The organism is Phycicoccus flavus (assembly GCF_004025965.2).
Classification (GTDB): Bacteria; Actinomycetota; Actinomycetes; order Actinomycetales; family Dermatophilaceae; genus Phycicoccus; species Phycicoccus flavus.
Map to the genome: position 1 here is coordinate 1 of NZ_SAYU02000016.1, position 22,403 is coordinate 22,403.

Genomic DNA, 22,403 nt, shown 5'->3' on the forward strand with positions numbered 1-22,403 from the left:
ACGCCCTCGTTGAAGATCGCCGTCCCGATGCCGGTGCCGAGGGTCGTGAGGATGACGAGCCCCTCGTGCCCGGCGGCGGCGCCGTAGTTGAGCTCGCCGACCCCGGCGGCGTCGGCGTCGTTGACGACGACGACGTCGTGCTGCAGCCGGTCCTCCAGCAGCTTCTCGATGTCGCAGCCGATCCACGACTTGTCGATGTTCGCCGCGGTCTTCACGACCCCGTGCTGGACGACACCGGGGATCGTCACCCCGATGGGGGAGTCGCTGCGGACCTCGTCGAAGTGGTCGACGATCTGCGCGATGACGTCGCAGACGGCCTCGGGCGTCGAGACCGCGGGGGTCTCGATGCGCAGCCGCTTCTGCGCGAACGCGCCGGCGTCGAGGTCGACCGGCGCCCCCTTGATGCCGCTGCCGCCGACGTCGATGCCCAACGGGTGTCCGGTGCTCATGCTGCGTCTCCCAGGGTGAGGATCTCCGGCCCGTCCTCGGTGACGAGCAGGGTGTGTTCGAACTGCGCGGACCGGCGCCGGTCCTTGGTGACGACGGTCCAGCCGTCGTCCCACATCTCCCAGTCCGGCGTGCCGAGGTTGAGCATCGGCTCGACAGTGAAGGTCATGCCCGCCTGGATCACCGTGTCGTAGGACGGCGCGGCGTCGTAGTGGGGGATGATCAGCCCGCTGTGGAAGGCCGAGCCGATCCCGTGGCCGGTGAAGTCCCGGACGACGCCGTAGCCGAAGCGCTTGGCGTAGGACTCGATGACCCGGCCGATGACGTTGACCTCGCGGCCGGGGCGGACCGCGCGGATGCCGCGCATCATCGCCTCGTGGGTGCGCTCGACGAGCAGCCGCGACTCGTCGTCGACGTCGCCGCAGAAGTACGTCGCGTCGGTGTCGCCGTGGACGCCATCGACGTAGGCCGTGATGTCGATGTTGACGATGTCGCCGTCCTCGAGCCGGCGGTCGTCCGGGATGCCGTGGCAGACGACCTCGTTGACCGAGGTGCACAGCGACTTGGGGAAGCCGCGGTAGCCGAGCGTCGAGGGGTAGGCGTGGTGGTCCAGGAGGTACTCGTGCCCCACCCGGTCGATCTCGTCGGTCGTGACGCCCGGCGCGATGGCCTCCGCGGCCGCGGCCATGGCGTTCGCCGCGATCCGGCCGGCCACCCGCATTTTCTCGACCGTCTCCGCGTCCTTGACCTCCGACCCGGTGAAGCGGGCCGGGCCCGGCTTGTCGACGTACTCCGGTCGGGCGATCGAGGGAGGGACGGCGCGGCGGGGACCGACCGTTCCGGGGGCGACACTGGTGGAGGTCGAGCGCATACGGTGAGTCTAGGCAGTGCGCACCGACGAAGGAGAGCCCGAGATGCCCTACTGGTTCAACGTCGACACCGGAGCGGTCGAGACCGACGAGACCCGCAGCCAGGACGCGAACGTCCTCGGCCCCTACGAGACCGAGGAGGCGGCCGCCAACGCCCTCACGGCCGCCCGCGAGCGGACCGAGGCGTGGGACGCCGAGGACCGTGAGTGGGAGCAGCGCGGCAGCAAGCCCTCGTTCGGCGAGGACTGAGCGAAGGGCTCAGCCGTTGACCTGGCGGTGCACCGAGAGCGCGTAGGTGCTCTCGGGGGTGAAGCGCTCGCGGTCCCAGGAGGACCAGCGCCCGATGTAGGACAGCCCCGCCACGCGCGCCCAGCGGTCGTAGTGCCGCAGGTCGACGGGTGCGGCGCCCTCCGGCAGCGACTCCCCGAGGCCGAACCCGGCGACGAGGTACCCGCCCGGCGCGAGGTGCGCCGCGAGTCGTTCGAGCACCTGCGGCAGCGTGCCGTCGGCGAGGAACGGGACGACGTTGCCCGCGAGCAGCACGACGTGGAACTCCTGCTCGTGGCGCAGGTCGAGGGTGGCGAGGTCGGCGACGAGGAAGCGGGTGCTCCGGTCCTCCTGGGCCAGGGCCACGAGGTCGGGGTCGGCGTCCACCCCGATGGCGTAGTGGCCGAGGCGGGTGAGCTCGGAGGCGACCCGCCCGAAGCCGCAGCCGGCGTCGAGCACCCGGGAGGGCGGCGGCACGAGCTCGGTGACGAAGCGGGCCTCGCCGTGGAGGTCCTGGCCGGCGGCGGCGAGGTCGAGGAAGCGCTGCCGGTAGGCGCGGGCCGCCGCCGGGCCGCGCTGGAGGCCGGACCACCGGGTCGGGGGCCCCGGACGCACGGGGGGCGTGTTCGTCGGCCACATGCCGCTGCGCGGCGCGCTGTCGGTCATCGGGTCACCCTCAGGAGTCGAAGGAGTGCTCGGCGGCGGGGAAGGTCCCGCCGGCGACGTCGGCGGCGTACTCCTGCGCCGCGTGCAGGAGCGCGCCGCGCAGGTCGGCGTACCGCTTGACGAAGCGCGGCATCCGTCCGCCGCGCAGCCCGGCCATGTCCTGCCAGACGAGGACCTGCGCGTCGCAGTCGGGCCCGGCGCCGATGCCGATGGTGGGGATGCGCAGCGCCTCGGTCACCTGGGCCGCCACCGGCGCGGGCACCATCTCCATGACGACCGCGAAGCAGCCGGCCGCCTCCAGGGCCAGGGCGTCGTCGAGGAGCTTCTCGGCGCCCGCGCCGCGGCCCTGCACCTTGTAGCCGCCGAGGACGTGCTCGCTCTGCGGGGTGAAGCCGATGTGGCCCATGACGGGGATGCCGGCGCGCACGAGCAGCTCGACCTCCGGCACCATCGCCGCCCCGCCCTCGAGCTTGACCGCGTGGGCCAGGCCCTCCTTCATGAACCGCGTCGCGGTCGCCAGGGCCTGCTGCGGGCTCGCCTGGTAGGACCCGAACGGCAGGTCGGCGACGACCATCGAGCGCCGGGCGGCGCTCGTCACCGCGCGCACGAGGGGGACCAGGTGGTCGACGGTGACCGGCACGGTCGTCTCGAAGCCGTAGACGTTGTTGCCGGCCGAGTCGCCCACGAGGAGCACGGGGACGCCGGCTTCGTCGAAGATCTCCGCCGTGTACATGTCGTAGGCGGTGAGCATGGCCCACTTCTCGCCGCGCTCCTTCATCGCCGTGAGGTGCGGCACCCGCACCCGCCGCTGGGGCGCGGCCTGGACGCCGGTGCCGTAGGGCGCGGTGGTCTCGGCCGCGGGCGGTTCCGCCGTGGGGGAGGAGGACGTCGTCGGCTCGCTCATGGCTCGATCGTAGGCCCGGAGACGGGGGAGCCCCGGCGGTCACGAGGACCGCCGGGGCTCCGGCTCCCGGCGCGGGGCCGGGAGCGTGCTCACTTCTTCGGCGCCACCGTGATGTTGAGGTGGGAGCCGGACGAGCCGCCGTTGACCGTGACCGTGGTCCCGGTCTTCGGCACGTCGACACCGGTCCAGCCCGGCTGGTAGCGGCCCACGTGGTCGCCGGTGCAGGCGTCCGCGTCGCAGTCGTACCACCAGGTCTTGGTGTCGTCGAAGGTGCGGACGGCCGGCTGCGACGGGATGCTCGCGGGCTGGCTGTCCTTGTGGATGGTGATCGCGTCCGTGCGCTCGGTCCCGAAGGTCGAGTCGTACGACAGGAGGCGCTGACGCATCAGCTGCCCGTCCGCGTAGTGGTGGAACGTCGGGTGCGCGTCGACCGGCAGCAGCAGGCCCTCACCCGGGTGGTCGCCCACGTTGTTGTCGGTGAACTCGTCGTTCCAGTACCAGACGAGCAGGCCGTTCTGGTACGGGTAGGTCTCGACCCAGTCGGGCCGCGAGTCCGCGAAGCCGAAGTTGTACGCCGTGCGCAGCGAGGCGTCGTAGCCGTCGTACTGGCGGTTCTCCAGGACGTAGGCGTTGAAGAACTTCTGGACCTCGGTCCCGGTGGTCTCGCTGAACCCGTCGAACGTCCAGCCGTCGTCCAGCGCGGTGCCGCCGACGGTGATGGCGTCGACCTGGAAGCCGGACTCCGCGACGGCGCCGTCGGTCTGGTAGCGGAAGCGGATCGACGTCGTGCCCGCGGGCAGCGTCGCCGTCAGCTCGGTCCACTCGGGCTGCGAGCCGGTGATGCCGGCGCCGCTGTTGTTGAACCCGCTCTGGTTGTGGCCGGAGTGCGTGGCGCTGTCGGACAGGTTGGTCATGACCGGCGAGAAGTTCGTGCCGTCGGAGGACGCCTCGAGGAACGCGTAGTCCCACTCGGCCTCGATCTCGTAGCGGACCTGGGCCGACAGCGCCGTCCCGGTGATCCCGCCGTGGGTCATCGTCGTGTTGAGGTCGTTGCCCGACCCGCTGTAGAAGAACGTCTCGCCCTCGTACGGGGTCCCGATCTCCTGCGGGACCTCCTTGTCGGGCAGGACGACGAAGACCGCCTGCGGGGACTTCGTGGCCGGCACGTTCGGGCCGAGCTTGTGCGTCGACTTCTGGCCGGCGTAGGCGGTCTCGTAGAACGGGCCCTTGTCACCCTGCGGGCTCAGCCAGCCCAGCTGGAGCAGCTCCCAGGCGGACAGGTCCGTGGGCGCGTCGCCGATGCCGTCGTCCCCGCCGTCGCCGATGTTGGCGCCGGAGGACATGAGGGTCCAGAAGGCCGTGGAGTTCTCGGCGCCGCCGGTGTTCCCGGAGGTGTCGTAGAGGTCCGGCAGGCCGAGGTCGTGGCCGTACTCGTGGGCGAAGACGCCGAGGCCGCCGTTCTCGGGCTGGACGGTGTAGTCGCCGAGCCAGATGCCCGTGGGGTTGTTCGGGATCTTGCTGCTGGAGACGATGCCGCTGTTGGCGCCGATGTTGACCCCGGAGCCGAGCGGGCCGCCACCCTGGAGGTTCGCGTACCAGCGGTGGCTCCAGATGGCGTCGCTGCCCTGGTTCGGGTCGCCCGCGGCCTGGTCGCCACCGGCGTGCACGACCTGCATGTGGTCGATGACGCCGTCCGGCTCGTTGAAGTCGCCGTCACCGTCGATGTCGTAGCGGTCCCAGACGTCGAACTGCGACAGGTAGTCCTGGATCTCGGCCATCGTCATGCCGGCGTCGAGGCGCTGCTTCACCCAGACGGCCATGGCGTCGCGAGTGAGGGCCTTGGACGTGGCGCAGACGATGCCGCCGCAGTAGTCACGGCCGTAGAGCGCCTCGTTGAAGGGCACCTTGACCCAGCCGTGCACGGCGCCGCGGACCGAGTAGCGGTTCGAGGACTGCGTCTCGTAGTACTCCGCCATCCGGTTGAAGTACATGTCCTCGTAGTGGGCCTTGTCGTAGTCGGCCTGCCAGAGGGTGGAGTTGTCGACGCTGCGGTCCGGCTCGGGGATCTCGTTGTGCAGCGGGCCGGTGACGTCGGTGGTGCTGCCGTCCGGCGGGGGACCCTGGAAGATCGCGTTCGGGTACTGCTCGTCCCCGAACTCGACGATGATGACGAAGACCGGGTCGGTGCCCTCGCGCTCGAGCTCGACGTACTGGCCCTTGCCGACCTTGGCCGTCTTGCCCTGGTAGCCCTTCTTGCCCTCGACCCGCTTCTGCAGCGCGGCCTCCTTGAGGGCGGCCTGCTTGCGGGCCATCGGGAGCGGGTGCTCGGGGACGTGCCCCGTGTCCTTCTCGGCGCCCTGCTCGGCGAGCCCGGTCTGCACGGGTGCGGCGGCCTGCGCCGGCCCGGTGCTCACGAGCCCGGCGACGAGCAGGCCGCTCGCCGCCGCGGCGACCGCACGGCCGCCGACGGTGCTCAGGTGTCTCTTCACGAATTGATCCCCTGTCCGGATCGCGGGTGACGGACCTCGGGGCAGGTGTGAGCCACGAGGTTGAGGGAATCCTCAGGTCGCGGACGGGGTGTTGACCAGAGCGGATGGCAGGGCGTTACCGATTCGTGACCTTCCCCGTCGCAGGTCCGGACGCCGGAGTCGCCGCTGTTCAGAGCGCATGGTTGAGCCGGATTCGAACGTTCGTCTAACCCGCGGATCCGGTCGACCCGACCTGCGCTTGACGAAAAACTGACGAACAGTTGGGTGTTCGACCGCCGATCCTGTGGTTTCGTCCACGGTGCTCGCCGCACTGACAGAGCGGGAGCAAACCCCCATGGAGGAGATCTCGTGAAGAGACGACACGTCAGCGCTGTGTCAGGGGTGGCCGTCGCGGCCCTCGCCCTGACGCTGGCGCCGTACACCGCGCAGGCGGCATCCCAGGCTCCGGTGATCCCGGAGAAGGGTGCGCCCACGCAGCACGACAACCTGCCGAACCCCCTCGGCGACCGTCAGGCGGAGCTGCGCCAGGAGGCCGTCAAGCAGCTCGTCACGGGCAAGGCCCGGACCAAGACGATCAAGGGCAACCGGGTCATCGAGCTCAAGAGCGAGAAGGCCAACGGCAAGTCGAAGTACGTCAACTACCCGTCGGAGCGCGAGGAGGACATCTTCACGATCCTCACCGACTTCGGCGACAAGACGCTGGCCGGCCAGAACCAGGCCCCCGGACCGGTGCACAACCAGATCCCGGAGCCGGACCGCAACTGGGACGGCAGCGCGACCGACGACAACTCGACGTACTGGATCCCGGACTTCGACCGGGAGCACTACCAGGACATGATGTTCGGCGAGGGGGAGTCCTTCAAGGACTTCTACCAGAAGCAGTCCAACGGCCGGTTCACCGCCAAGGGCGACGTCTCCGACTGGGTCAAGGTGCCCTACAACGAGGCGCGCTACGGCTCGAACTCGGTGCCGCAGTCCAACGGCTACTGGAACTACATCAAGGACACGGCGACCGCCTGGTACAACGACCAGAAGGCCCAGGGCAAGACCGACGCCGAGATCAAGGACTACCTCTCGCAGTTCGACAAGGTCGACCGCTACGACTACGACGGCGACGGCGACTTCAACGAGCCCGACGGCTACATCGACCACTTCCAGGCCATCCACGCCGGTGAGGGCGAGGAGGCCGGTGGCGGCCAGCAGGGCACGGACGCCATCTGGAGCCACCGCTGGTACGCCTACTCCAACAACGTGGGCCGCCAGGGTCCGGAGATGAACAAGCTCGGCGGCGTGCCGCTCGGCGACTCCGGCATGTGGATCGGCGACTACACGACCGAGCCCGAGAACGGTGGCCTCGGCGTGTTCGCGCACGAGTTCGGCCACGACCTCGGCCTGCCGGACCTCTACGACACCGCGGGTGGCGACAACGGCACCGGCTTCTGGACCCTCATGTCCGGTGGCTCGTGGATGAACCACGGCAAGGACGCCATCGGCACCACGCCCGGCTACATGGGTGCGTGGGAGAAGCTGCAGCTCGGCTGGCTCGACTACGAGACCGTCGAGTACGGCGACGACACCACGCTCACGCTCGGCCCGGCCGACCGCTCGGTCAAGGTCAAGGGCCCCCAGGGCAAGGGCGACTCGCCGGCGGTCCTCCCGCAGGCCGTCGTGGTCAACCTGCCCGAGCGCACGCTGACGACGAAGCGCAACACCCCGCGCTCCGGGTCGGCCGAGTGGTGGAGCGGTTACGGCGACGACATCAACGCGACGCTGAGCCGGGACATCGACCTCACGGGCGCCACGAGCGCCTCGGTCGAGGCCTACCTCGACGGTGACCTCGAGCTCGACTACGACTTCCTCTACGGCGAGGTGTCCACCAACGGTGGCTCCACGTGGGAGCAGGTCAACGAGCCCATCGACGGCTCCATCGACGGCGGCGACAGCAACGTCGCGTGGACGAAGATCGCCTTCGACCTGTCCGACTACGCCGGCCAGGACATCACCTTCCGCTTCCGCTTCAGCAGCGACGGCGGCGTGAGCAGCGAGGCCTTCCTCGACGACATCACGACGACCGTCGACGGCGAGAGCACGACCGACGACGTCGAGAGCGGCGCCGGCGCCTGGACCCCCGCGGGTGGCTTCAGCATCACCTCGGGCACCATCACCAAGACCGTGCAGGACTTCTACATGGTCGAGAACCGCGTCTACAGCGGCTACGACGAGACGCTCGCGCAGGGGCCGTACAACTTCGGCTTCGCGAACACCCGGCCCGACTGGGTCGAGCGCTTCCCGTACCAGAACGGCATGCTCGTCTGGTTCTCCAACGGTGAGTACACGGACAACAACACCAGCACCCACCCGGGCGCCGGTCTGATCCTGCCCGTGGACGCCCGCCCGAAGCCGGTGACGTTCCCGAACGGGGCGCTGCTCGGCAACCGGCGGCAGCCGTTCGACGCGACCTTCGGTCGTGAGAAGACCGACGAGGTCACGTTCCACCGCAACGGCGTCCCGACGACGGTGCCCTCCTCCAAGGGCATCCCGACGTTCGACGACACCAACCCCAACGCCTACTGGACCGCGGACAACCCGTGGGCCTCCACCAAGGTCGCCGGCAGCGGCACCAGCATCACGGTGGACAAGGCGATGAAGAACGGTGACGAGCTCGGCATCTCGGTGAACTTCTCCGACTGACGACCACGTCGCACCACGCGGGGCCCGGGCGCGAGAGCGCCCGGGCCCTTCGCGTGCCCCGCTCACGGGGGCGCGCCGCATGCGGCAGGATCGGACCATGGACCGTCAGCAGGAGTTCGTCCTCCGCACCATCGAAGAGCGCGACATCCGGTTCGTCCGGCTCTGGTTCACCGACGTCCTCGGCACGCTGAAGTCGGTGGCCATCGCCCCGGCCGAGCTGGAGGGGGCCTTCGCGGAGGGGATCGGCTTCGACGGCTCCTCCATCGAGGGGTTCGTGCGCGTCTACGAGTCCGACATGCTCGCCCAGCCCGACCCGGGCACCTTCCAGGTGCTGCCCTGGCGCGGCGACACGGGCGGAACGGCCCGGATGTTCTGCGACATCTCGACGCCGGACGGCTCGCGCAGCATGGCCGACCCGCGCAACGTCCTCCAGCGGGCGCTCGCCAAGGCCGCCGACATGGGCTTCACCTTCTACACCCACCCCGAGATCGAGTTCTACCTGCTCAAGCCGGGCTGGGTGCCGGGCACGGCGCCGGAGCCGATCGACACCTCCGGCTACTTCGACCACACCCCGCACGGCAGCAGCGCCGACTTCCGGCGGGCCGCGATCACGATGCTGGAGACGATGGGCATCTCCGTCGAGTTCAGCCACCACGAGGCCGGACCGGGCCAGAACGAGATCGACCTGCGCTACGCCGACGCGCTCTCGACCGCGGACAACGTCATGACCTTCCGCACGGTCGTCAAGGAGGTCGCCCTCGAGCAGGGCATCTACGCCTCCTTCATGCCGAAGGTCTTCGCGCAGCACCCCGGCTCGGGCATGCACACCCACATGTCGCTCTTCGAGGGCGACACCAACGCCTTCCACGAGCCCGGCGCGCCCTACCAGCTCTCCAAGGTCGGCCGGCAGTTCATCGCCGGTCTGCTGCACCACGGCGCCGAGACCGCCGCCGTGACCAACCAGTGGGTCAACAGCTACAAGCGGCTGTGGGGCGGGGGAGAGGCGCCCGCGCACCTCACCTGGGGCCACAACAACCGCTCCGCGCTCGTGCGGGTGCCGATGTACAAGCCCGACAAGGGGCAGAGCACCCGGGTCGAGGTGCGCAGCATCGACACCGCGTGCAACCCCTACCTCACCTACGCCGTCCTGCTGGCCGCCGGCCTCAAGGGCATCGAGGAGGGCTACGAGCTGCCGCAGGAGACCGAGGACGACGTGTGGAGCCTCACCGACTCCGAGCGTCGCGCCATGGGCATCCGGCCGCTGCCGGCGAGCCTGTCCGAGGCCATCGAGATCATGGAGGACAGCGAGCTCGTGGCCGAGACCCTCGGCGAGCACGTCTTCGACTTCTTCCTGCGCAACAAGCGGGCGGAGTGGCTCGACTACCGCAACCAGGTCACGGCCTTCGAGCTCGAGCGGTACCTGCCGAGCCTGTGACCTCACCGTGAGCTCGCGCGCGCCCGAGTCGGTCCCCGCCGGGGTCGCCCGGCTGGGCTTCACCGACCCCGCCCGCGCGAACGCCCTCCTCGACGACCCCGCGCTCGACGGCCTGGCCGGGACCCCGGACCGCATCGACGCCGGCGGACTGGCCGAGGCGCTCTCGCGCACGGCCGACCCCGACGGCGCGCTGCTCGGCCTGGTCCGCGTCCTCGAGAGCGCCGCCGCGTCGGGCGGCGTGCGCGGCGACCTCGTCGACCGGCTCGGGCGGGACGCGACGGCCCGGCGCCGGCTCTTTGCCGTCCTCGGTGCCTCCGGCGCGCTCGTCGACCACCTCGTCGCCCACCCGGAGCACTGGCGGGCCGCCACCGACGCCGTGCCCCGGGACGCCGACGACCGGCGGGCCGCGCTCGTCGCCGCGGTCGGTGACCCCGGTCCGGTCCCGCCCGCGGACGCGCTGCGCGTCGCCTACCGGGAGCAGCTGCTCGGCATCGCCGCGCTCGACCTCGTCGCCGACGACGCCTCGCGGGTGCTGCCCGAGACCGCCGCCGCGCTCGCCGACCTCGCGGCTGCCGCGCTGGAGGCGGCCCTGGTCATCGCCCGCGCGGAGGTCGGCGAGGCGGCCGACACCTGCCGGCTCGCCGTCGTCGCGATGGGCAAGACCGGCGGGCGCGAGCTCAACTACGTCTCCGACGTCGACGTCATCTTCGTCGCCGAGCCGGCGGACGGCGTCGCCGAGAACGCCGCGCTCGTCGTCGCCACCGACCTCGCCACCCGCCTCATGCGGCTCTGCTCGGCGTCCACGCCGGCGGGGTCGCTGTGGCAGGTCGACCCCGCGCTGCGGCCGGAGGGCAAGAACGGCCCGCTCGTGCGCACCGTCGCCAGCCATCGCGCGTACTACGAGCGCTGGGCCAAGACGTGGGAGTTCCAGGCCCTCCTCAAGGCCCGCCCGGTCGCGGGCGACGCCGAGGTCGGCGCCGCCTACGTCGACGCGGTCCGGCCGATGGTGTGGCAGGCGTCCGCGCGGGACAACTTCGTTCCCGACGTCCAGGCCATGCGCCGCCGCGTCGAGGACCACATCCCCAAGGCCGAGGCCGAGCGGCAGATCAAGCTCGGCCCCGGCGGCCTGCGCGACGTCGAGTTCTCCGTCCAGCTGCTCCAGCTCGTCCACGGCCGGGCCGACGAGACACTGCGCAGCGCCTCGACCCTGGAGGCCCTGGAGGCGCTGTCGGCCGGCGGGTACATCGGCCGCGACGACGCCGCCGTGCTCGAGGCCGCCTACCGGTGGCTGCGGGCGCTGGAGCACCGGGTGCAGCTCTCCCGGCTGCGGCGGACCCACCTCATGCCGACGAGCGAGCAGGACCTGCGGCGGCTCGGGCGGGCGCTCGGGCTGCGCCGCGACCCCGCGGACTCGGTGCAGGAGCAGTGGCGGGCGCGCCGCCGCGAGGTGCGCCGCCTGCACGAGCGGATCTTCTACCGGCCGCTCCTCTCGGCCGTCGCCCGGCTGTCCGACCAGGACGTCCGCCTCAGCCCCGAGGCCGCCCGCGCGCGGCTGTCGGCGCTCGGCTTCCGCGACCCCGCCGGGGCGCTGCGCCACCTCGAGGCCCTGACCTCCGGGGTCAGCCGCCGGGCCGCCATCCAGCGCCAGCTCCTGCCGGTCATGCTCCAGTGGTTCGCCGACGAGGCCGACCCCGACACCGGGCTGCTCGCCTTCCGCAAGATCAGCGACGAGCTCGGCGCCACGCACTGGTACCTGCGGCTGCTGCGCGACGAGGGGTCGGCCGCCGAACGGCTCGCGCACACCCTGGCCCGCAGCCGGTACGCCGGGGCGCTGCTCGAGCAGGCGCCGGAGTGCGTCCAGTTCCTCGCCGACGCCGAGGGCATGACGCCCCGGCCGCGGGCCGAGGTGCTGCGGCGGATGCGCTCGGCGGCCGGCCGCAAGGACGACCCCGAGGCCGCGGTCCTCGCCGCCCGCACCATCCGCCGGTCCGAGCTGTTCCGGGTCGCCGTCGCCGACCTCGGCGGCACGATCACGCTGCCGCAGCTCGGGGCGGCCATGACCGACCTCACCGCTGCACTGCTCGAGACGACCCTCGAGGTCGCCCACCGCGCCGTCTGCGACCGCACCGGCGAGGAGCCGCTCACGGCGCTGCTCGTCGTCGGCATGGGCCGTCTCGGTGGCGGGGAGCAGGGCTACGGCTCGGACGCCGACGTCCTCTTCGTCCACGACCCGCTGCCCGGCGCCGACGAGCAGGCCGCGCAGCACCAGGCCATGGAGGTCGTCAAGCTCCTCATCGCGCTGCTCGGGCGCGGGGGACCGGACCCTCGGCTCGACGTCGACGCCGGGCTGCGGCCCGAGGGCAAGAACGGCCCGCTCGTGCGCTCGCTCGCGTCCTACCGCGAGTACTACGCCCGCTGGTCGCTCGTCTGGGAGGCGCAGGCGCTGCTGCGCGCCACCCCGGTGGCGGGCGACCCCGGCGTCGCCGAGCGGTTCACGGAACTCGTCGACTCCATCCGCTGGCCGTCCGGGGGGCTGACCCCCGCGCAGGTGCGCGAGATCCGCACCCTCAAGGCCCGGATGGAGTCCGAGCGGCTGCCCCGGGGCGCCGACCGCAAGACGCACTTCAAGCTCGGGCACGGCGGCCTGTCCGACGTCGAGTGGGTCGTCCAGCTCCTCCAGCTGCGGTGGGCGCACGACCGGCCCGAGCTGCGCACCGCGTCGACGCTGGGGGCGCTGGAGGCGGCCCAGCGGCTCGGCCTGGTCAGCGACGAGCACGCCGCGGCCCTCGCCGCGTCCTGGCGGCTCGCCTCGACGATGCGGAACGCGAGTGTGCTCTTCCGCGGCAAGCCCAGCGACGCCGTGCCCACCTACGACCGCGACGCCGACGGGGTGGCCCGGATCCTCGGCCTCGGCACCGGGGGAGGGCAGGACCTCGCGGAGCACTACCGGCGGGTGGCGCGGCGGGCCCGGGCGGCGTTCGAGGAGGAGTTCTACGGCGCCTGACCGCGGGTGTCCGGAGCCTGCCTCGCCGGGCAGGATCCGGCCAGGGCGTGGCATGCTTCGTCCCGTGACGACGAGCGACCCGACGCGCGGGGACCAGCCGCGTCCGGACCCCGTCCCCACCTTCGGTGAGGGGTTCTACGAGTACGCGACGGGCCGCTGGTCCTGGAGCCCCGAGATGTTCACCCTGCTCGGCGTCGTCGACGACGGCCGGCCGGTCGAGGAGCAGGTCTACGAGCGGATGCACCCCTCGGACCGGGCGACGGTGGCCGAGAGCCTCGCCCGCAGCATCGAGGACGGCGGTCCGTTCGCCGGGCAGTACCGGATCCGCGACGACGAGGGACGTGAGCGCTCGGTGGCCTTCGTCGGCGACGTCGAGCGGGACGCCTCGGGGGCCTCGCGGCTCGGCGTGGACGGGCGGCCGGTCCGGCTGCGCGGCGTCGCCTTCGACGTCTCGCGCGCCGCCCGCCAGGCGGCCTCGGAGGCGGTGACCGCCGCCACGGCCGACCGGGCCGCCATCGAGCAGGTCAAGGGCGCGCTGATGTTCGAGTACGGCCTGGACGCCGACGCCGCCTTCGGGCTGCTCTCGCGCTACAGCCAGCGCGGCAACGTCAAGCTCGCCGTCGTCGCCCGCCGGGTGGCCGACCTGCTCGGCCGCCAGACCGAGCCCGGCACGGAGCGGTCGCTGCTGCAGATCCTGGAGTGGGCGCTCGCCTCGCACGACGACGTCGCCGAGACCGGCTGACCGGCGACGGGACGCCCGGCCGACGCTCCCTAGACTGGGGGCATGTCCGACACCCCGACCGGAGTGATCCCGCGCCTGGACCTGCGCGGCCGACGTCCCGGCCTGCGCGAGCTGCGGGCCGCGCTGCCGCGGGCGGACTTCGACGTCGAGGCCGCCCTCGGCGCCGTGCGGCCGGTCGTCGAGGACGTCCGCGAGCGCGGGGCCGCCGCGCTGCACGACGCCGCCGAGCGCTTCGACGGGGTGCGCCCGCCCGCCCTCCGGGTGCCCGCCGAGGTCGTGGCCGGGGCGCTGGAGACGCTCGACCCCCTCGTGCGCGCCGCGCTCGAGGAGTCGATCCGCCGCGCCCGGCTCGTCCACGCCGACCAGCGGCGCTCCGAGGGCGTCACCCGGGTCGCCCCGGGCGGCACCGTCCGCGAGCGCTGGGTGCCGGTGGACCGGGTCGGCCTCTACGTCCCCGGTGGCCGCGCGGTCTACCCGAGCAGCGTCGTCATGAACGTCGTCCCGGCCCAGGAGGCCGGCGTCCCCAGCCTCGCCGTGGCCAGCCCGCCGCAGCGCGACCACGGCGGGTGGCCGCACCCGACGATCCTCGCCGCCTGCGCGCTGCTCGGCGTCGACGAGGTCTACGCGGTCGGCGGCGCCCAGGCCGTCGCCGCCCTCGCGTACGGCTTCGAGGAGGACGGCGCGGTCTGCGAGCCGGTGTCCCTCGTCACCGGTCCCGGCAACATCTACGTCACCGCGGCCAAGCGGCTGCTCAAGGGGCTCATCGGCATCGACTCCGAGGCCGGCCCGACCGAGATCGGCGTCCTCGCCGACGACACCGCCGACCCCGAGCACGTCGCCGCCGACCTGGTCTCCCAGGCCGAGCACGACCCGCTCGCGGCCGCGGTGCTCGTCACCGACAGCCCGGCCCTGGCCGCCGCCGTCGAGGAGGCGCTGGGGCGTCGGGTGTCCGCGACCAAGCACACCGAGCGGGTGGCCGAGGCGCTCGCCGGGCGGCAGTCCGCGGTCGTCCTCGTCGACGACCTGGAGGTCGGGCTCGACGTCGTCAACGCCTACGCCGCGGAGCACCTCGAGATCCACACCGCCGACGCCGCCGCCGTCGCCGCCCGGGTGCGCAACGCCGGGGCCGTCTTCGTCGGCACCTGGGCGCCGGTGAGCCTCGGCGACTACTGCGCCGGGTCCAACCACGTGCTGCCCACGGGTGGCTGCGCCTGCCACAGCAGCGGGCTGTCGGTGCAGTCGTTCCTGCGCGGCATCCACGTCGTCGAGTACGACGAGGCGGCGCTGCGCGAGGTCGGCGGGCACGTCGTCGTTCTGGCCCGGGCCGAGGACCTGCCGGCCCACGGCGAGGCCGTCCTGGCCCGGGTGCCGGAGGTCGAGCCCGGTGCGTGGCCGCCCGGGCCGACCGGCTCGCGCCCCTCCTAGACTCGCCCCCATGGACGCACGGGAGCAGGTCGAGGACATGCTCCGGCCGGACCTGCGCGGGCGCACCGCCTACGGCGCCCCCCAGCTGGACGTGCCGGTGGCGCTCAACACGAACGAGAACTCCTACCCGGTGCCACACGTCGTCGTCGTCGCGATGACCCGGGCGGTTGAGGCCGTCGCGTCCGGGCTCAACCGGTACCCGGACCGCGAGTTCACGGCGCTGCGCGAGGGACTGGCCGCCTTCCTGTCCCGGTCCGGCACGGCCGTGGACGCCGCGCAGGTCTGGGCCGGGAACGGGTCCAACGAGGTGTTGCTCCACCTGCTCCAGGCCTTCGGCGGACCGGGTCGGACGGCGCTCGGCTTCACCCCGGCCTACTCCATGCACCCGATCATCACGACGACCACGGGCACCGCCTGGGTCGACGGGATGCGCGGCGTCGCCGGCCGCGGCGCGTTCGACCTCGACGCCGGGGCCGCCGTCGCGCAGGTGCGCGAGCACCGGCCGGACGTCGTGTTCCTCTGCTCGCCGAACAACCCGACGGGCACCGCCCTCGGGCTCGACGTCGTCGAGGCGGTGCACGACGCCACCGACGGCCTCGTCGTCGTCGACGAGGCCTACGCCGAGTTCGCCCGCCCCGGTACGCCGTCCGCCCTCACCCTGCTCGCCGGGCGGCCGCGGATGGTCGTCACCCGGACGATGAGCAAGGCCTTCGCGCTGGCCGGCGGCCGGCTGGGCTACCTGGCCGCCGACCCCGCGCTCACCGACGCGCTGCGGCTGGTGCGGATGCCCTACCACCTCTCCAGCGTCACCCAGGCCGTCGCGCTCGCGGCGCTGGCCCACGCCGACCTCATGCTCGAGACCGTCGGCGTCGTCAAGGACCAGCGCGACCGCATCGTCGAGGCGGTCGCCGCGCTCGGGCTGGACCCGGTGCCGAGCGACGCCAACTTCGTCCTCTTCGGCGGTCTCGCCGACGCCCCCGGGACGTGGCGCGCGCTGCTCGAGCGGGGCGTCCTCGTCCGTGACGTGGGCATCCCGCACTATCTTCGTGTCACGGCCGGGACCCCCGAGGAGACCACCGCGTTCCTCGACGCCCTCGCCGCGCTCGTCCCCACCCACGCAGGAGCCGTCCCGTGAGCACCGCGCAGACCCACCGCACCGCCACGGTGCGCCGGGCCACGTCCGAGAGCACCGTCGAGGTCACCGTCGACCTCGACGGCACCGGCCGCGGGGAGGTGAGCACCGGGGTGCCGTTCTACGACCACATGCTCCTCTCGCTGGCCAAGCACTCGCTGCTCGACCTCACCGTGCGGGCCGACGGCGACACCCACGTCGATGCCCACCACACCGTCGAGGACGTCGCCATCGTCCTCGGGCAGGCCGTCCGCGAGGCCCTCGGGGACAAGTCGGGCATCGCCCGGTTCGGCGACGCGACCGTCCCGCTCGACGAGGCGCTCGTCCAGGCCGTCGTCGACGTCGCCGGGCGCCCGTACGTCGTCCACACCGGCGAGCCCGCGGGCCAGGAGTACGCCGTCATCGGCGGGCACTTCGTCGGCTCGCTCACCCGGCACGTCCTGGAGTCCTTCGCCTTCCACGCCCAGGTCGCGCTGCACGTGCGCGTCCTCTCCGGCCGCGACCCGCACCACCTCGTCGAGGCCCAGTTCAAGGCGCTGGCCCGCGCCCTGCGCGCCGCCGTGGCCCGCGACGCGCGCGTCGAGGGCGTGCCGAGTGCGAAGGGCGCCCTCTAACCCCGTGGCCGGCGAGGTCCGCACGGGGACGGGGCACGGGCTGCTGCTCGTGCGCCGCTCGCCGGGTGCCGTCGGCCGGTGGCTCCGGCGCGGGCTCGTCGCCTCGACGATGGCCCCGCTCGGCGCGTGGACCGGGGTCACCGTCGCCGAGACCGCCGCCCGCAGCGCCGCGCCCTACGACGTCGCCCTCGAGGTGCTCGCCGCCCGGCCGGCGCCGCGCGGGGGCAGGCCGGTGCTCGGCTTCTTCGACCTGCACGGCAAGGCCGCCCTCACCCTCCAGGCGAGCGGGCTGCGCAAGCCCCAGCGCTGGCTCGTCTGGCAGCCGGGCGTCGGCGTCGTCGAGACCCCCTCCCTGCCGCGGCTCGGGCTGCCCTCGCTCGTCGACGCCGCCGGGGCGCGGGGCGACGACGTCGCCGAGCGGGTCGGCGGCGTGCTCCGCGGCCACGAGGGCCAGGCGCTCGACGTCCTCGTCACCGTCCTCGGGCTGCTCGGCCTGCCCGGCGAGGACCTCCTCGTGCGCGGGGACTGTGCCGGCGCCAGCGACGTCGAGCCCGGGACCCGCGGGGTGCTGATGTTCGACCGGCTCATGGCCGACGAGGCCCAGCACCGGGCCGAGTGGGAGGCCGCCTGGGGCGGCCCGGCGCCCGGCCCGCGGGAGACCCGGTGAGCCCGTCCGTCGTCGTCCTCGACTACGGCAGCGGGAACATCCGCTCGGCCGTGCGCGCCCTCGAGCACGTCGGCGCCGACGTCGAGCTCACCGCCCGGCGCGAGGCCGCCCTCGCCGCCGACGGCCTCTTCGTCCCCGGCGTCGGCAACTTCCACGCCTGCATGGCCGGGCTGGTGGCCGCCGACGGCCCGGCCGTCGTGGACCGGCGCCTCGCCGGCGGGCGTCCGGTGCTCGGCGTGTGCGTCGGGATGCAGGTGCTCTTCGAGGGCTCCACCGAGGCCGGTGCCGCTCCGGTGCCCGGGGCCGGGCAGTGGCCGGGCACGGTCACCCGCCTGCACGCCGACGTCGTCCCGCACATGGGCTGGTCCACCGTGCAGGCGCCGGCGGGCACGACCCTCTTCGCCGGGGTCGAGGACGAGCGCTTCTACTTCGTGCACTCCTACGCCGCGCACACCTGGGACCTGCCCCCCGGCGAGGGGGCCCTCGCCGCCGCCGACCCCCGCGTCACCTGGGCCGTCCACGGCGAGCGGTTCGTCGCCGCCGTCGAGAACGGTCCGCTCGCCGCCACCCAGTTCCACCCGGAGAAGTCCGGGGCCGCCGGGCTCGCGCTGCTCGAGAACTGGGTCCGCTCGCTCTGACCGGGCAGACTGGCCCCGCGTCGGGCGCCGAGACGGGCGCCCCGAGCACCCCCTGAGCACCCGACCCCGGAGGATCCCCGTGACCGAGGCCCCGCGCCTGCAGCTGCTGCCCGCCGTCGACGTCGTCGAGGGGCGGGCGGTGCAGCTCGTCCAGGGTGTGTCCGGCTCCGGCGGCGAGTTCGGGGACCCGGTCGAGGCCGCGCTGCGCTGGCAGGAGCAGGGCTCGGAGTGGCTGCACCTCGTCGACCTCGACGCCGCCTTCGGGCGCGGGTCCAACGCCGCGCTGCTCGCCGAGATCGTCGGCCGGCTCGACATCGACGTCGAGATGAGCGGCGGGATCCGCGACGAGGAGACCCTCACCCGGGCCCTCGCCACCGGCTGTCGGCGGGTCAACGTCGGCACCGCCGCGCTGGAGGACCCCGAGTGGACCGCCCGGGCCATCGCCGAGCACGGTGACCGGGTGGCCGTCGGGCTCGACGTGCGCGGCACGACGCTCGCTGCGCGCGGCTGGACCAGCGAGGGCGGCGACCTCTGGGAGACCCTGGCCCGCCTCGACGCCGAGGGCTGCGCGCGCTACGTCGTCACCGACGTCGCCAAGGACGGGATGATGACCGGCCCCAACCTCGGGCTGCTGCGCGAGGTCTGTGCGCGCACCGACCGCCCGGTCGTCGCCTCCGGGGGCGTCTCGACCCTCGAGGACGTCGCCGCCGTGCGGGGCCTCGTGGCCGAGGGCGTCGAGGGCGCGATCGTCGGGTCGGCCCTCTACCGGGGCGCGTTCACCCTGCCCGAGGCGCTGGACGTCGCCGGCCGGCGCTGACCCCGCAAAACGGCCGGGCGGGACGTCACCGCCGGGTGGGACAGTGTCGGGGTGATCGACCGCTACCGCCGCGTCCTCGCGGTGCCCGCGCTGCGCCGGGTCCTCCTGCTCGGGATGCTCGTGCGCACGCCCGTCTTCGCCGGCGGCATCGTCGTCACCCTGCACGTCGTCTCCGCGCTCGAGCGCTCCTACGGCGCGGCCGGGGCCGTCGGCGCGGCCACGACGCTCGCCATCGCCGTGTCCGGCCCGTGGCGCGGACGGCTGCTCGACCGTCGTGGCCTGCGCCGCGTCGTCGGCCCGTCGGTGGTGGTCACGGGGCTCTGCTGGGCGGTCGCGCCCTTCGTCCCGTACTGGTGGCTGCTGGGGCTGGCCGTGCTCGCCGGGCTGTTCGTCGTCCCCACCTTCAGCGTCATCCGCCAGGCCATCCTCGCCGTCGTCCCCGAGCAGGACCGGCGCACGGCCATCTCCCTGGACTCCGTGGCCGTCGAGATCTCCTTCATGCTCGGCCCGGCGCTCGCGGTGTGGGCGGCCACCGCCTGGTCCACGGCGCTCGTCCTCCTCGTCGTCCAGATGCTCGGCGTGCTCGCCGGCGCCGTCCTGTGGCTCGCCGACCCGCCGCTGCGCGAGGACGGTGACACCGGGACCGGCCCGGTGCCGCCGCGGCGCACCTGGCTGCGGCCGGGGTTCCTCGCGGTCTGCCTCGGCGCGGCCGCGACGACCGCCGTCCTCAGCGGCACCGACCTCGGGGTCGTCGCCGCCCTGCGCGACCTCGGCTCGCCGTCGCGCATCGGGGTGGTCCTGGCCCTCTGGGGCCTCGGCTCGCTGCTCGGCGGGCTCGTCTACGGCGGGCTGCACCGCTCGGTCGACGCCTTCCGGCTCCTCGGCGGCCTGGCCCTGGTCACCGCACCCCTGGCCCTCGCGGGGGGCTGGGTGACCCTGGGCGCCCTCGCCTTCCTCGCCGGGCTGTTCTGCGCCCCGACCATCACGGCGACCGTCGACCAGGTGAGCCGCGTCGTCCCGGCCGCCGCCCGGGGGGAGGCCATGGGGTGGCACGGTTCGTCGATGACGGCGGGCCTGGCCCTGGGCGCCCCGGCCACGGGCTTCGTCATCGACCATGCCGGCTGGGGTGCCGGCTTCCTCACCGTCGCCGCCGTGGGCGCGCTGGTCGCCGTGCTCGGAGCGGTCCTCACCTCCGGCCCGGCCCGTGCCCGCTGGGCCGGCCGCTCCGCGGCCCGGCCCGCGCGGACCCCGGTCTGACCGGCACCGGTAGCGTGGCGCGGATGCCCCCCGAGCACCCGGTCACCCCGTCCGGACCCGCGGACTCCGCGGACGTCCCCTGGGCCGGGCGTGACCTCGGCGCCACCGGGTTCGAGCAGGACACCGGTGCCGCCGACCCGGCGCTGGCGTCCGCGCTGGCCGGCGCGGCCGACGACGTCTCCCTCATGCGGGCCGTCGAGGCCGCCCGGCTGCTCGTCCCGGTCGTCGCCGACGCCCGCGACGACGGCACCGACATGGCCGCGGTCACCCTGCTCGCCCCCGACGGTGCGCGGGCCCTCCCGGTGTTCTCCGGCGTCGAGGCCCTCGCCGCGTGGGACGGTGCCGCCCGGCCGGTCCCGGTCACCCCGGCGCGGGCCGCGCAGGCCGCGGTGGCGGAGGGCTGCGAGGTGCTCGTCGTCGACGTCGCCGGACCCGCGACCCGGGTCCTGCGCTCCTCGATGCTCTGGGCGCTGGCCCAGCAGCGCGCGTGGGAGCCCGCGCACACCGACCCGTTCGTCGCGTCCGGCGTGGCCGCCGCCGTGGCCGGGGAGCGCGACGTCGTCGAGCACCGTGTGGAGGAGGGCACCCCTACCGGGGCCGGGGTCCTCGGCGTCGTGCTGCGGCTGCGGCCCGGCCTCGACGCCGCCGCCGTCCAGGCCCTCGCCACCCGGGTGGGGGAGCGGCTGGCCACCGACGGCGAGCTGCGCGCCCGGGTCGACGGCCTGGCCTTCCGGATCACCTGAGGCGGCGCCCACCGCGGGAATTTCCCGGCCCGCACGGGCGCTGGTACTCTTGTCCACTGACCGACCGCGCCCTCGGGCACGGTGTGCAAGAGGAGCCCCGCTTCCACCCGCGACGACCAGCTGGTCGCCGGGTCCCGGTCCGTGGCGAGACGTCACGCGCGCCTGACGGCGTGCCGTGGCCTCCCGTTGCCGACCGGACGGATCCCAGGCCCCTCGCGCACCCGCGGCGAGGGGCCTCTTCTCGTGGTGGCGGTCGGCACAGCAGCAGTCCGACGAATGGAGAAGCACATCAGCGAGCCACGCATCAACGACCGTATCCGGGTTCCCGAGGTGCGGTTGGTCGGCCCCAACGGCGAACAGGTCGGCATCGTCCGCGTCGAGGACGCGCTCCGTCTCGCGGCGGAGGCGGATCTCGACCTCGTCGAGGTCGCCCCGATGGCCAAGCCCCCGGTCGCCAAGCTCATGGACTACGGCAAGTTCAAGTACGAAGCCGCCATGAAGGCCCGTGAGGCACGCAAGAACCAGGTCAACACGGTCATCAAGGAGATCAAGCTCCGCCCGAAGATCGACCCGCACGACTACGGCACCAAGAAGGGCCACGTCGTCCGGTTCCTCGGCGGCGGGGACAAGGTCAAGGTGACGATCATGTTCCGCGGCCGTGAGCAGTCCCGCCCCGAGCTCGGCTTCCGGCTCCTGCAGCGCCTCGCCGAGGACGTCGCGGAGCTCGGCACCGTCGAGTCCCAGCCGAAGCAGGACGGCCGCAACATGGTCATGGTCCTTGCGCCGACGAAGAAGAAGGCGCAGGCGATGGCCGAGCAGCGCAAGCGGCGCGACGAGGCCCGGACCTCGCCGGCCGACCCCGCGCAGGACGAGGTCGTCGACGAGACCGTGGACGCGCCGGCCGAGACCGCCGACGCCGGCTGACCCCCCGACGCACCGCACCACCCACGACGCAAGGAGATCGGCACCATGCCGAAGAACAAGACGCACAGCGGCACCAAGAAGCGCTTCCGGGTCACCGGCTCGGGCAAGGTCATGCGCGAGCAGGCCGGCCACGTGCACAAGTTCCACGAGAAGACCCCGCAGAAGGCCCGCGCCCTGAGCAAGGACGTGCAGGTCTCGCCCGCGGACGTCAAGAAGGTCAACAAGCTCCTCGGCCGCTGAGCCGACCACCCCCCGAACGACGACGCAGATCAAGGAGTACTCACGTGGCACGCGTGAAGCGGGCGGTCAACGCCCAGAAGAAGCGCCGGGTCGTCCTCGAGCGCGCCAGCGGCTACCGCGGCCAGCGCTCGCGGCTGTACCGCAAGGCCAAGGAGCAGGTCCAGCACAGCATGGGCTACGCCTACCGCGACCGGCGCGCCCGCAAGGGTGACTTCCGGCGGCTGTGGATCCAGCGGATCAACGCGGCGGCCCGCGCCAACGGCATGACGTACAACCGGTTCATCCAGGGCCTCAAGGCCGCGGAGGTCGAGGTCGACCGTCGGATGCTCGCCGAGCTCGCCGTGAACGACGAGGTCGCGTTCGCCGCGCTCGTCGACATCGCGAGGGCGAACCAGCAGACCCCGGTCAAGGCGTCGGCCTGACCGGCCCGCG

Annotated in this window: 21 protein-coding genes; 16 read left to right on the plus strand and 5 right to left on the minus strand. The window is 73.4% G+C overall.

Annotation, left to right across the window (positions count from 1 at the left end; all coding sequences use genetic code 11):
* Both EPD83_RS06690 and map read right to left on the minus strand, forming a co-directional pair.
* A partial coding sequence (locus tag EPD83_RS06690) for an ROK family protein (protein WP_165566386.1) occupies nt 1-449 on the minus strand: 449 nt, incomplete at its 3' end.
* Entirely contained in the window at nt 446-1,318 is an 873-nt protein-coding gene (map, locus tag EPD83_RS06695; RefSeq protein WP_128365895.1) for a type I methionyl aminopeptidase, read from the minus strand. The genes EPD83_RS06690 and map, both read right to left, overlap by 4 nt.
* 43 nt (nt 1,319-1,361) lie before the next feature.
* Here map and EPD83_RS06700 point away from each other — a divergent pair, with 43 nt between their 5' ends.
* Nucleotides 1,362-1,565, plus strand: coding sequence for a methionine aminopeptidase (locus EPD83_RS06700; RefSeq protein WP_128365899.1), 204 nt, complete (start codon nt 1,362-1,364; stop codon nt 1,563-1,565).
* Nucleotides 1,566-1,574: 9 nt separating this feature from the next.
* On the opposite strand, the gene EPD83_RS06705 is transcribed toward EPD83_RS06700, so the two are convergent.
* The 3 genes from EPD83_RS06705 to EPD83_RS06715 form a co-directional block, all read right to left on the minus strand.
* Nucleotides 1,575-2,249, minus strand: a complete 675-nt coding sequence (locus EPD83_RS06705; protein ID WP_165566387.1) for a class I SAM-dependent methyltransferase — start codon at nt 2,247-2,249, stop codon at nt 1,575-1,577.
* A 10-nt stretch (nt 2,250-2,259) separates the two neighbouring features.
* Entirely contained in the window at nt 2,260-3,153 is an 894-nt protein-coding gene (gene panB, locus EPD83_RS06710) for a 3-methyl-2-oxobutanoate hydroxymethyltransferase (protein WP_128365894.1), read from the minus strand.
* Nucleotides 3,154-3,242: 89 nt separating this feature from the next.
* The gene (locus EPD83_RS06715) at nt 3,243-5,642 is read right to left on the minus strand and encodes an immune inhibitor A domain-containing protein (protein ID WP_128365893.1); all 2,400 of its coding nucleotides are present in this window, start codon (nt 5,640-5,642) and stop codon (nt 3,243-3,245) included.
* 348 nt (nt 5,643-5,990) lie between these two features.
* On the opposite strand from EPD83_RS06715, the gene EPD83_RS06720 reads away from it, so the two are divergent.
* From EPD83_RS06720 to rplT, 15 genes are all read left to right on the plus strand, one after another.
* Nucleotides 5,991-8,333: an immune inhibitor A domain-containing protein gene (locus EPD83_RS06720; RefSeq protein WP_128365892.1), complete on the plus strand. Its 2,343-nt coding sequence runs from the start codon at nt 5,991-5,993 to the stop codon at nt 8,331-8,333.
* A 97-nt stretch (nt 8,334-8,430) separates the two neighbouring features.
* Complete coding sequence (locus EPD83_RS06725; protein ID WP_128365891.1) at nt 8,431-9,768, plus strand: glutamine synthetase family protein; 1,338 nt, start codon at nt 8,431-8,433, stop codon at nt 9,766-9,768.
* A gap of 7 nt (nt 9,769-9,775) precedes the next feature.
* Nucleotides 9,776-12,772, plus strand: a complete 2,997-nt coding sequence (locus tag EPD83_RS06730) for a bifunctional [glutamine synthetase] adenylyltransferase/[glutamine synthetase]-adenylyl-L-tyrosine phosphorylase (protein ID WP_165566388.1) — start codon at nt 9,776-9,778, stop codon at nt 12,770-12,772.
* Nucleotides 12,773-12,836: 64 nt separating this feature from the next.
* Nucleotides 12,837-13,514, plus strand: coding sequence for a PAS and ANTAR domain-containing protein (locus EPD83_RS06735; protein ID WP_164896406.1), 678 nt, complete (start codon nt 12,837-12,839; stop codon nt 13,512-13,514).
* A 63-nt stretch (nt 13,515-13,577) separates the two neighbouring features.
* Nucleotides 13,578-14,939 (plus strand): histidinol dehydrogenase, encoded by a 1,362-nt coding sequence (hisD, locus tag EPD83_RS06740; RefSeq protein ID WP_128366808.1) that lies wholly within the window; start codon nt 13,578-13,580, stop codon nt 14,937-14,939.
* 10 nt (nt 14,940-14,949) lie between these two features.
* Nucleotides 14,950-16,074 carry a histidinol-phosphate transaminase gene (locus EPD83_RS06745; RefSeq protein ID WP_128366806.1) on the plus strand — a complete coding sequence of 375 codons (1,125 nt, stop codon included), beginning with the start codon at nt 14,950-14,952 and terminating at the stop codon, nt 16,072-16,074.
* Nucleotides 16,071-16,685 (plus strand): imidazoleglycerol-phosphate dehydratase HisB, encoded by a 615-nt coding sequence (gene hisB, locus EPD83_RS06750; protein WP_128366805.1) that lies wholly within the window; start codon nt 16,071-16,073, stop codon nt 16,683-16,685. Before EPD83_RS06745 ends, hisB begins: the two co-directional genes overlap by 4 nt.
* 4 nt (nt 16,686-16,689) lie before the next feature.
* A complete protein-coding gene (locus EPD83_RS06755) occupies nt 16,690-17,352 on the plus strand; it encodes a hypothetical protein (RefSeq protein ID WP_128366804.1) in 663 nt (220 codons plus the stop codon).
* Nucleotides 17,349-17,990 carry an imidazole glycerol phosphate synthase subunit HisH gene (gene hisH, locus EPD83_RS06760; protein WP_128366803.1) on the plus strand — a complete coding sequence of 214 codons (642 nt, stop codon included), beginning with the start codon at nt 17,349-17,351 and terminating at the stop codon, nt 17,988-17,990. The genes EPD83_RS06755 and hisH overlap by 4 nt, the downstream gene beginning before the upstream one ends.
* Nucleotides 17,991-18,069: 79 nt before the next feature.
* A complete protein-coding gene (gene priA / locus EPD83_RS06765; RefSeq protein ID WP_128368183.1) occupies nt 18,070-18,807 on the plus strand; it encodes a bifunctional 1-(5-phosphoribosyl)-5-((5-phosphoribosylamino)methylideneamino)imidazole-4-carboxamide isomerase/phosphoribosylanthranilate isomerase PriA in 738 nt (245 codons plus the stop codon).
* A gap of 51 nt (nt 18,808-18,858) precedes the next feature.
* A complete protein-coding gene (locus tag EPD83_RS06770) occupies nt 18,859-20,064 on the plus strand; it encodes an MFS transporter (RefSeq protein ID WP_235950384.1) in 1,206 nt (401 codons plus the stop codon).
* A gap of 23 nt (nt 20,065-20,087) precedes the next feature.
* Nucleotides 20,088-20,807 carry an SseB family protein gene (locus tag EPD83_RS06775; RefSeq protein WP_128368182.1) on the plus strand — a complete coding sequence of 240 codons (720 nt, stop codon included), beginning with the start codon at nt 20,088-20,090 and terminating at the stop codon, nt 20,805-20,807.
* Between the two features lie 276 nt (nt 20,808-21,083).
* Nucleotides 21,084-21,731, plus strand: a complete 648-nt coding sequence (infC, locus tag EPD83_RS06780; protein WP_205859441.1) for a translation initiation factor IF-3 — start codon at nt 21,084-21,086, stop codon at nt 21,729-21,731.
* A 45-nt stretch (nt 21,732-21,776) separates the two neighbouring features.
* Nucleotides 21,777-21,971, plus strand: a complete 195-nt coding sequence (gene rpmI, locus EPD83_RS06785) for a 50S ribosomal protein L35 (protein ID WP_128366785.1) — start codon at nt 21,777-21,779, stop codon at nt 21,969-21,971.
* A gap of 44 nt (nt 21,972-22,015) precedes the next feature.
* Nucleotides 22,016-22,393: a 50S ribosomal protein L20 gene (gene rplT, locus EPD83_RS06790; RefSeq protein WP_128366784.1), complete on the plus strand. Its 378-nt coding sequence runs from the start codon at nt 22,016-22,018 to the stop codon at nt 22,391-22,393.
* Nucleotides 22,394-22,403 lie beyond the last annotated feature (10 nt).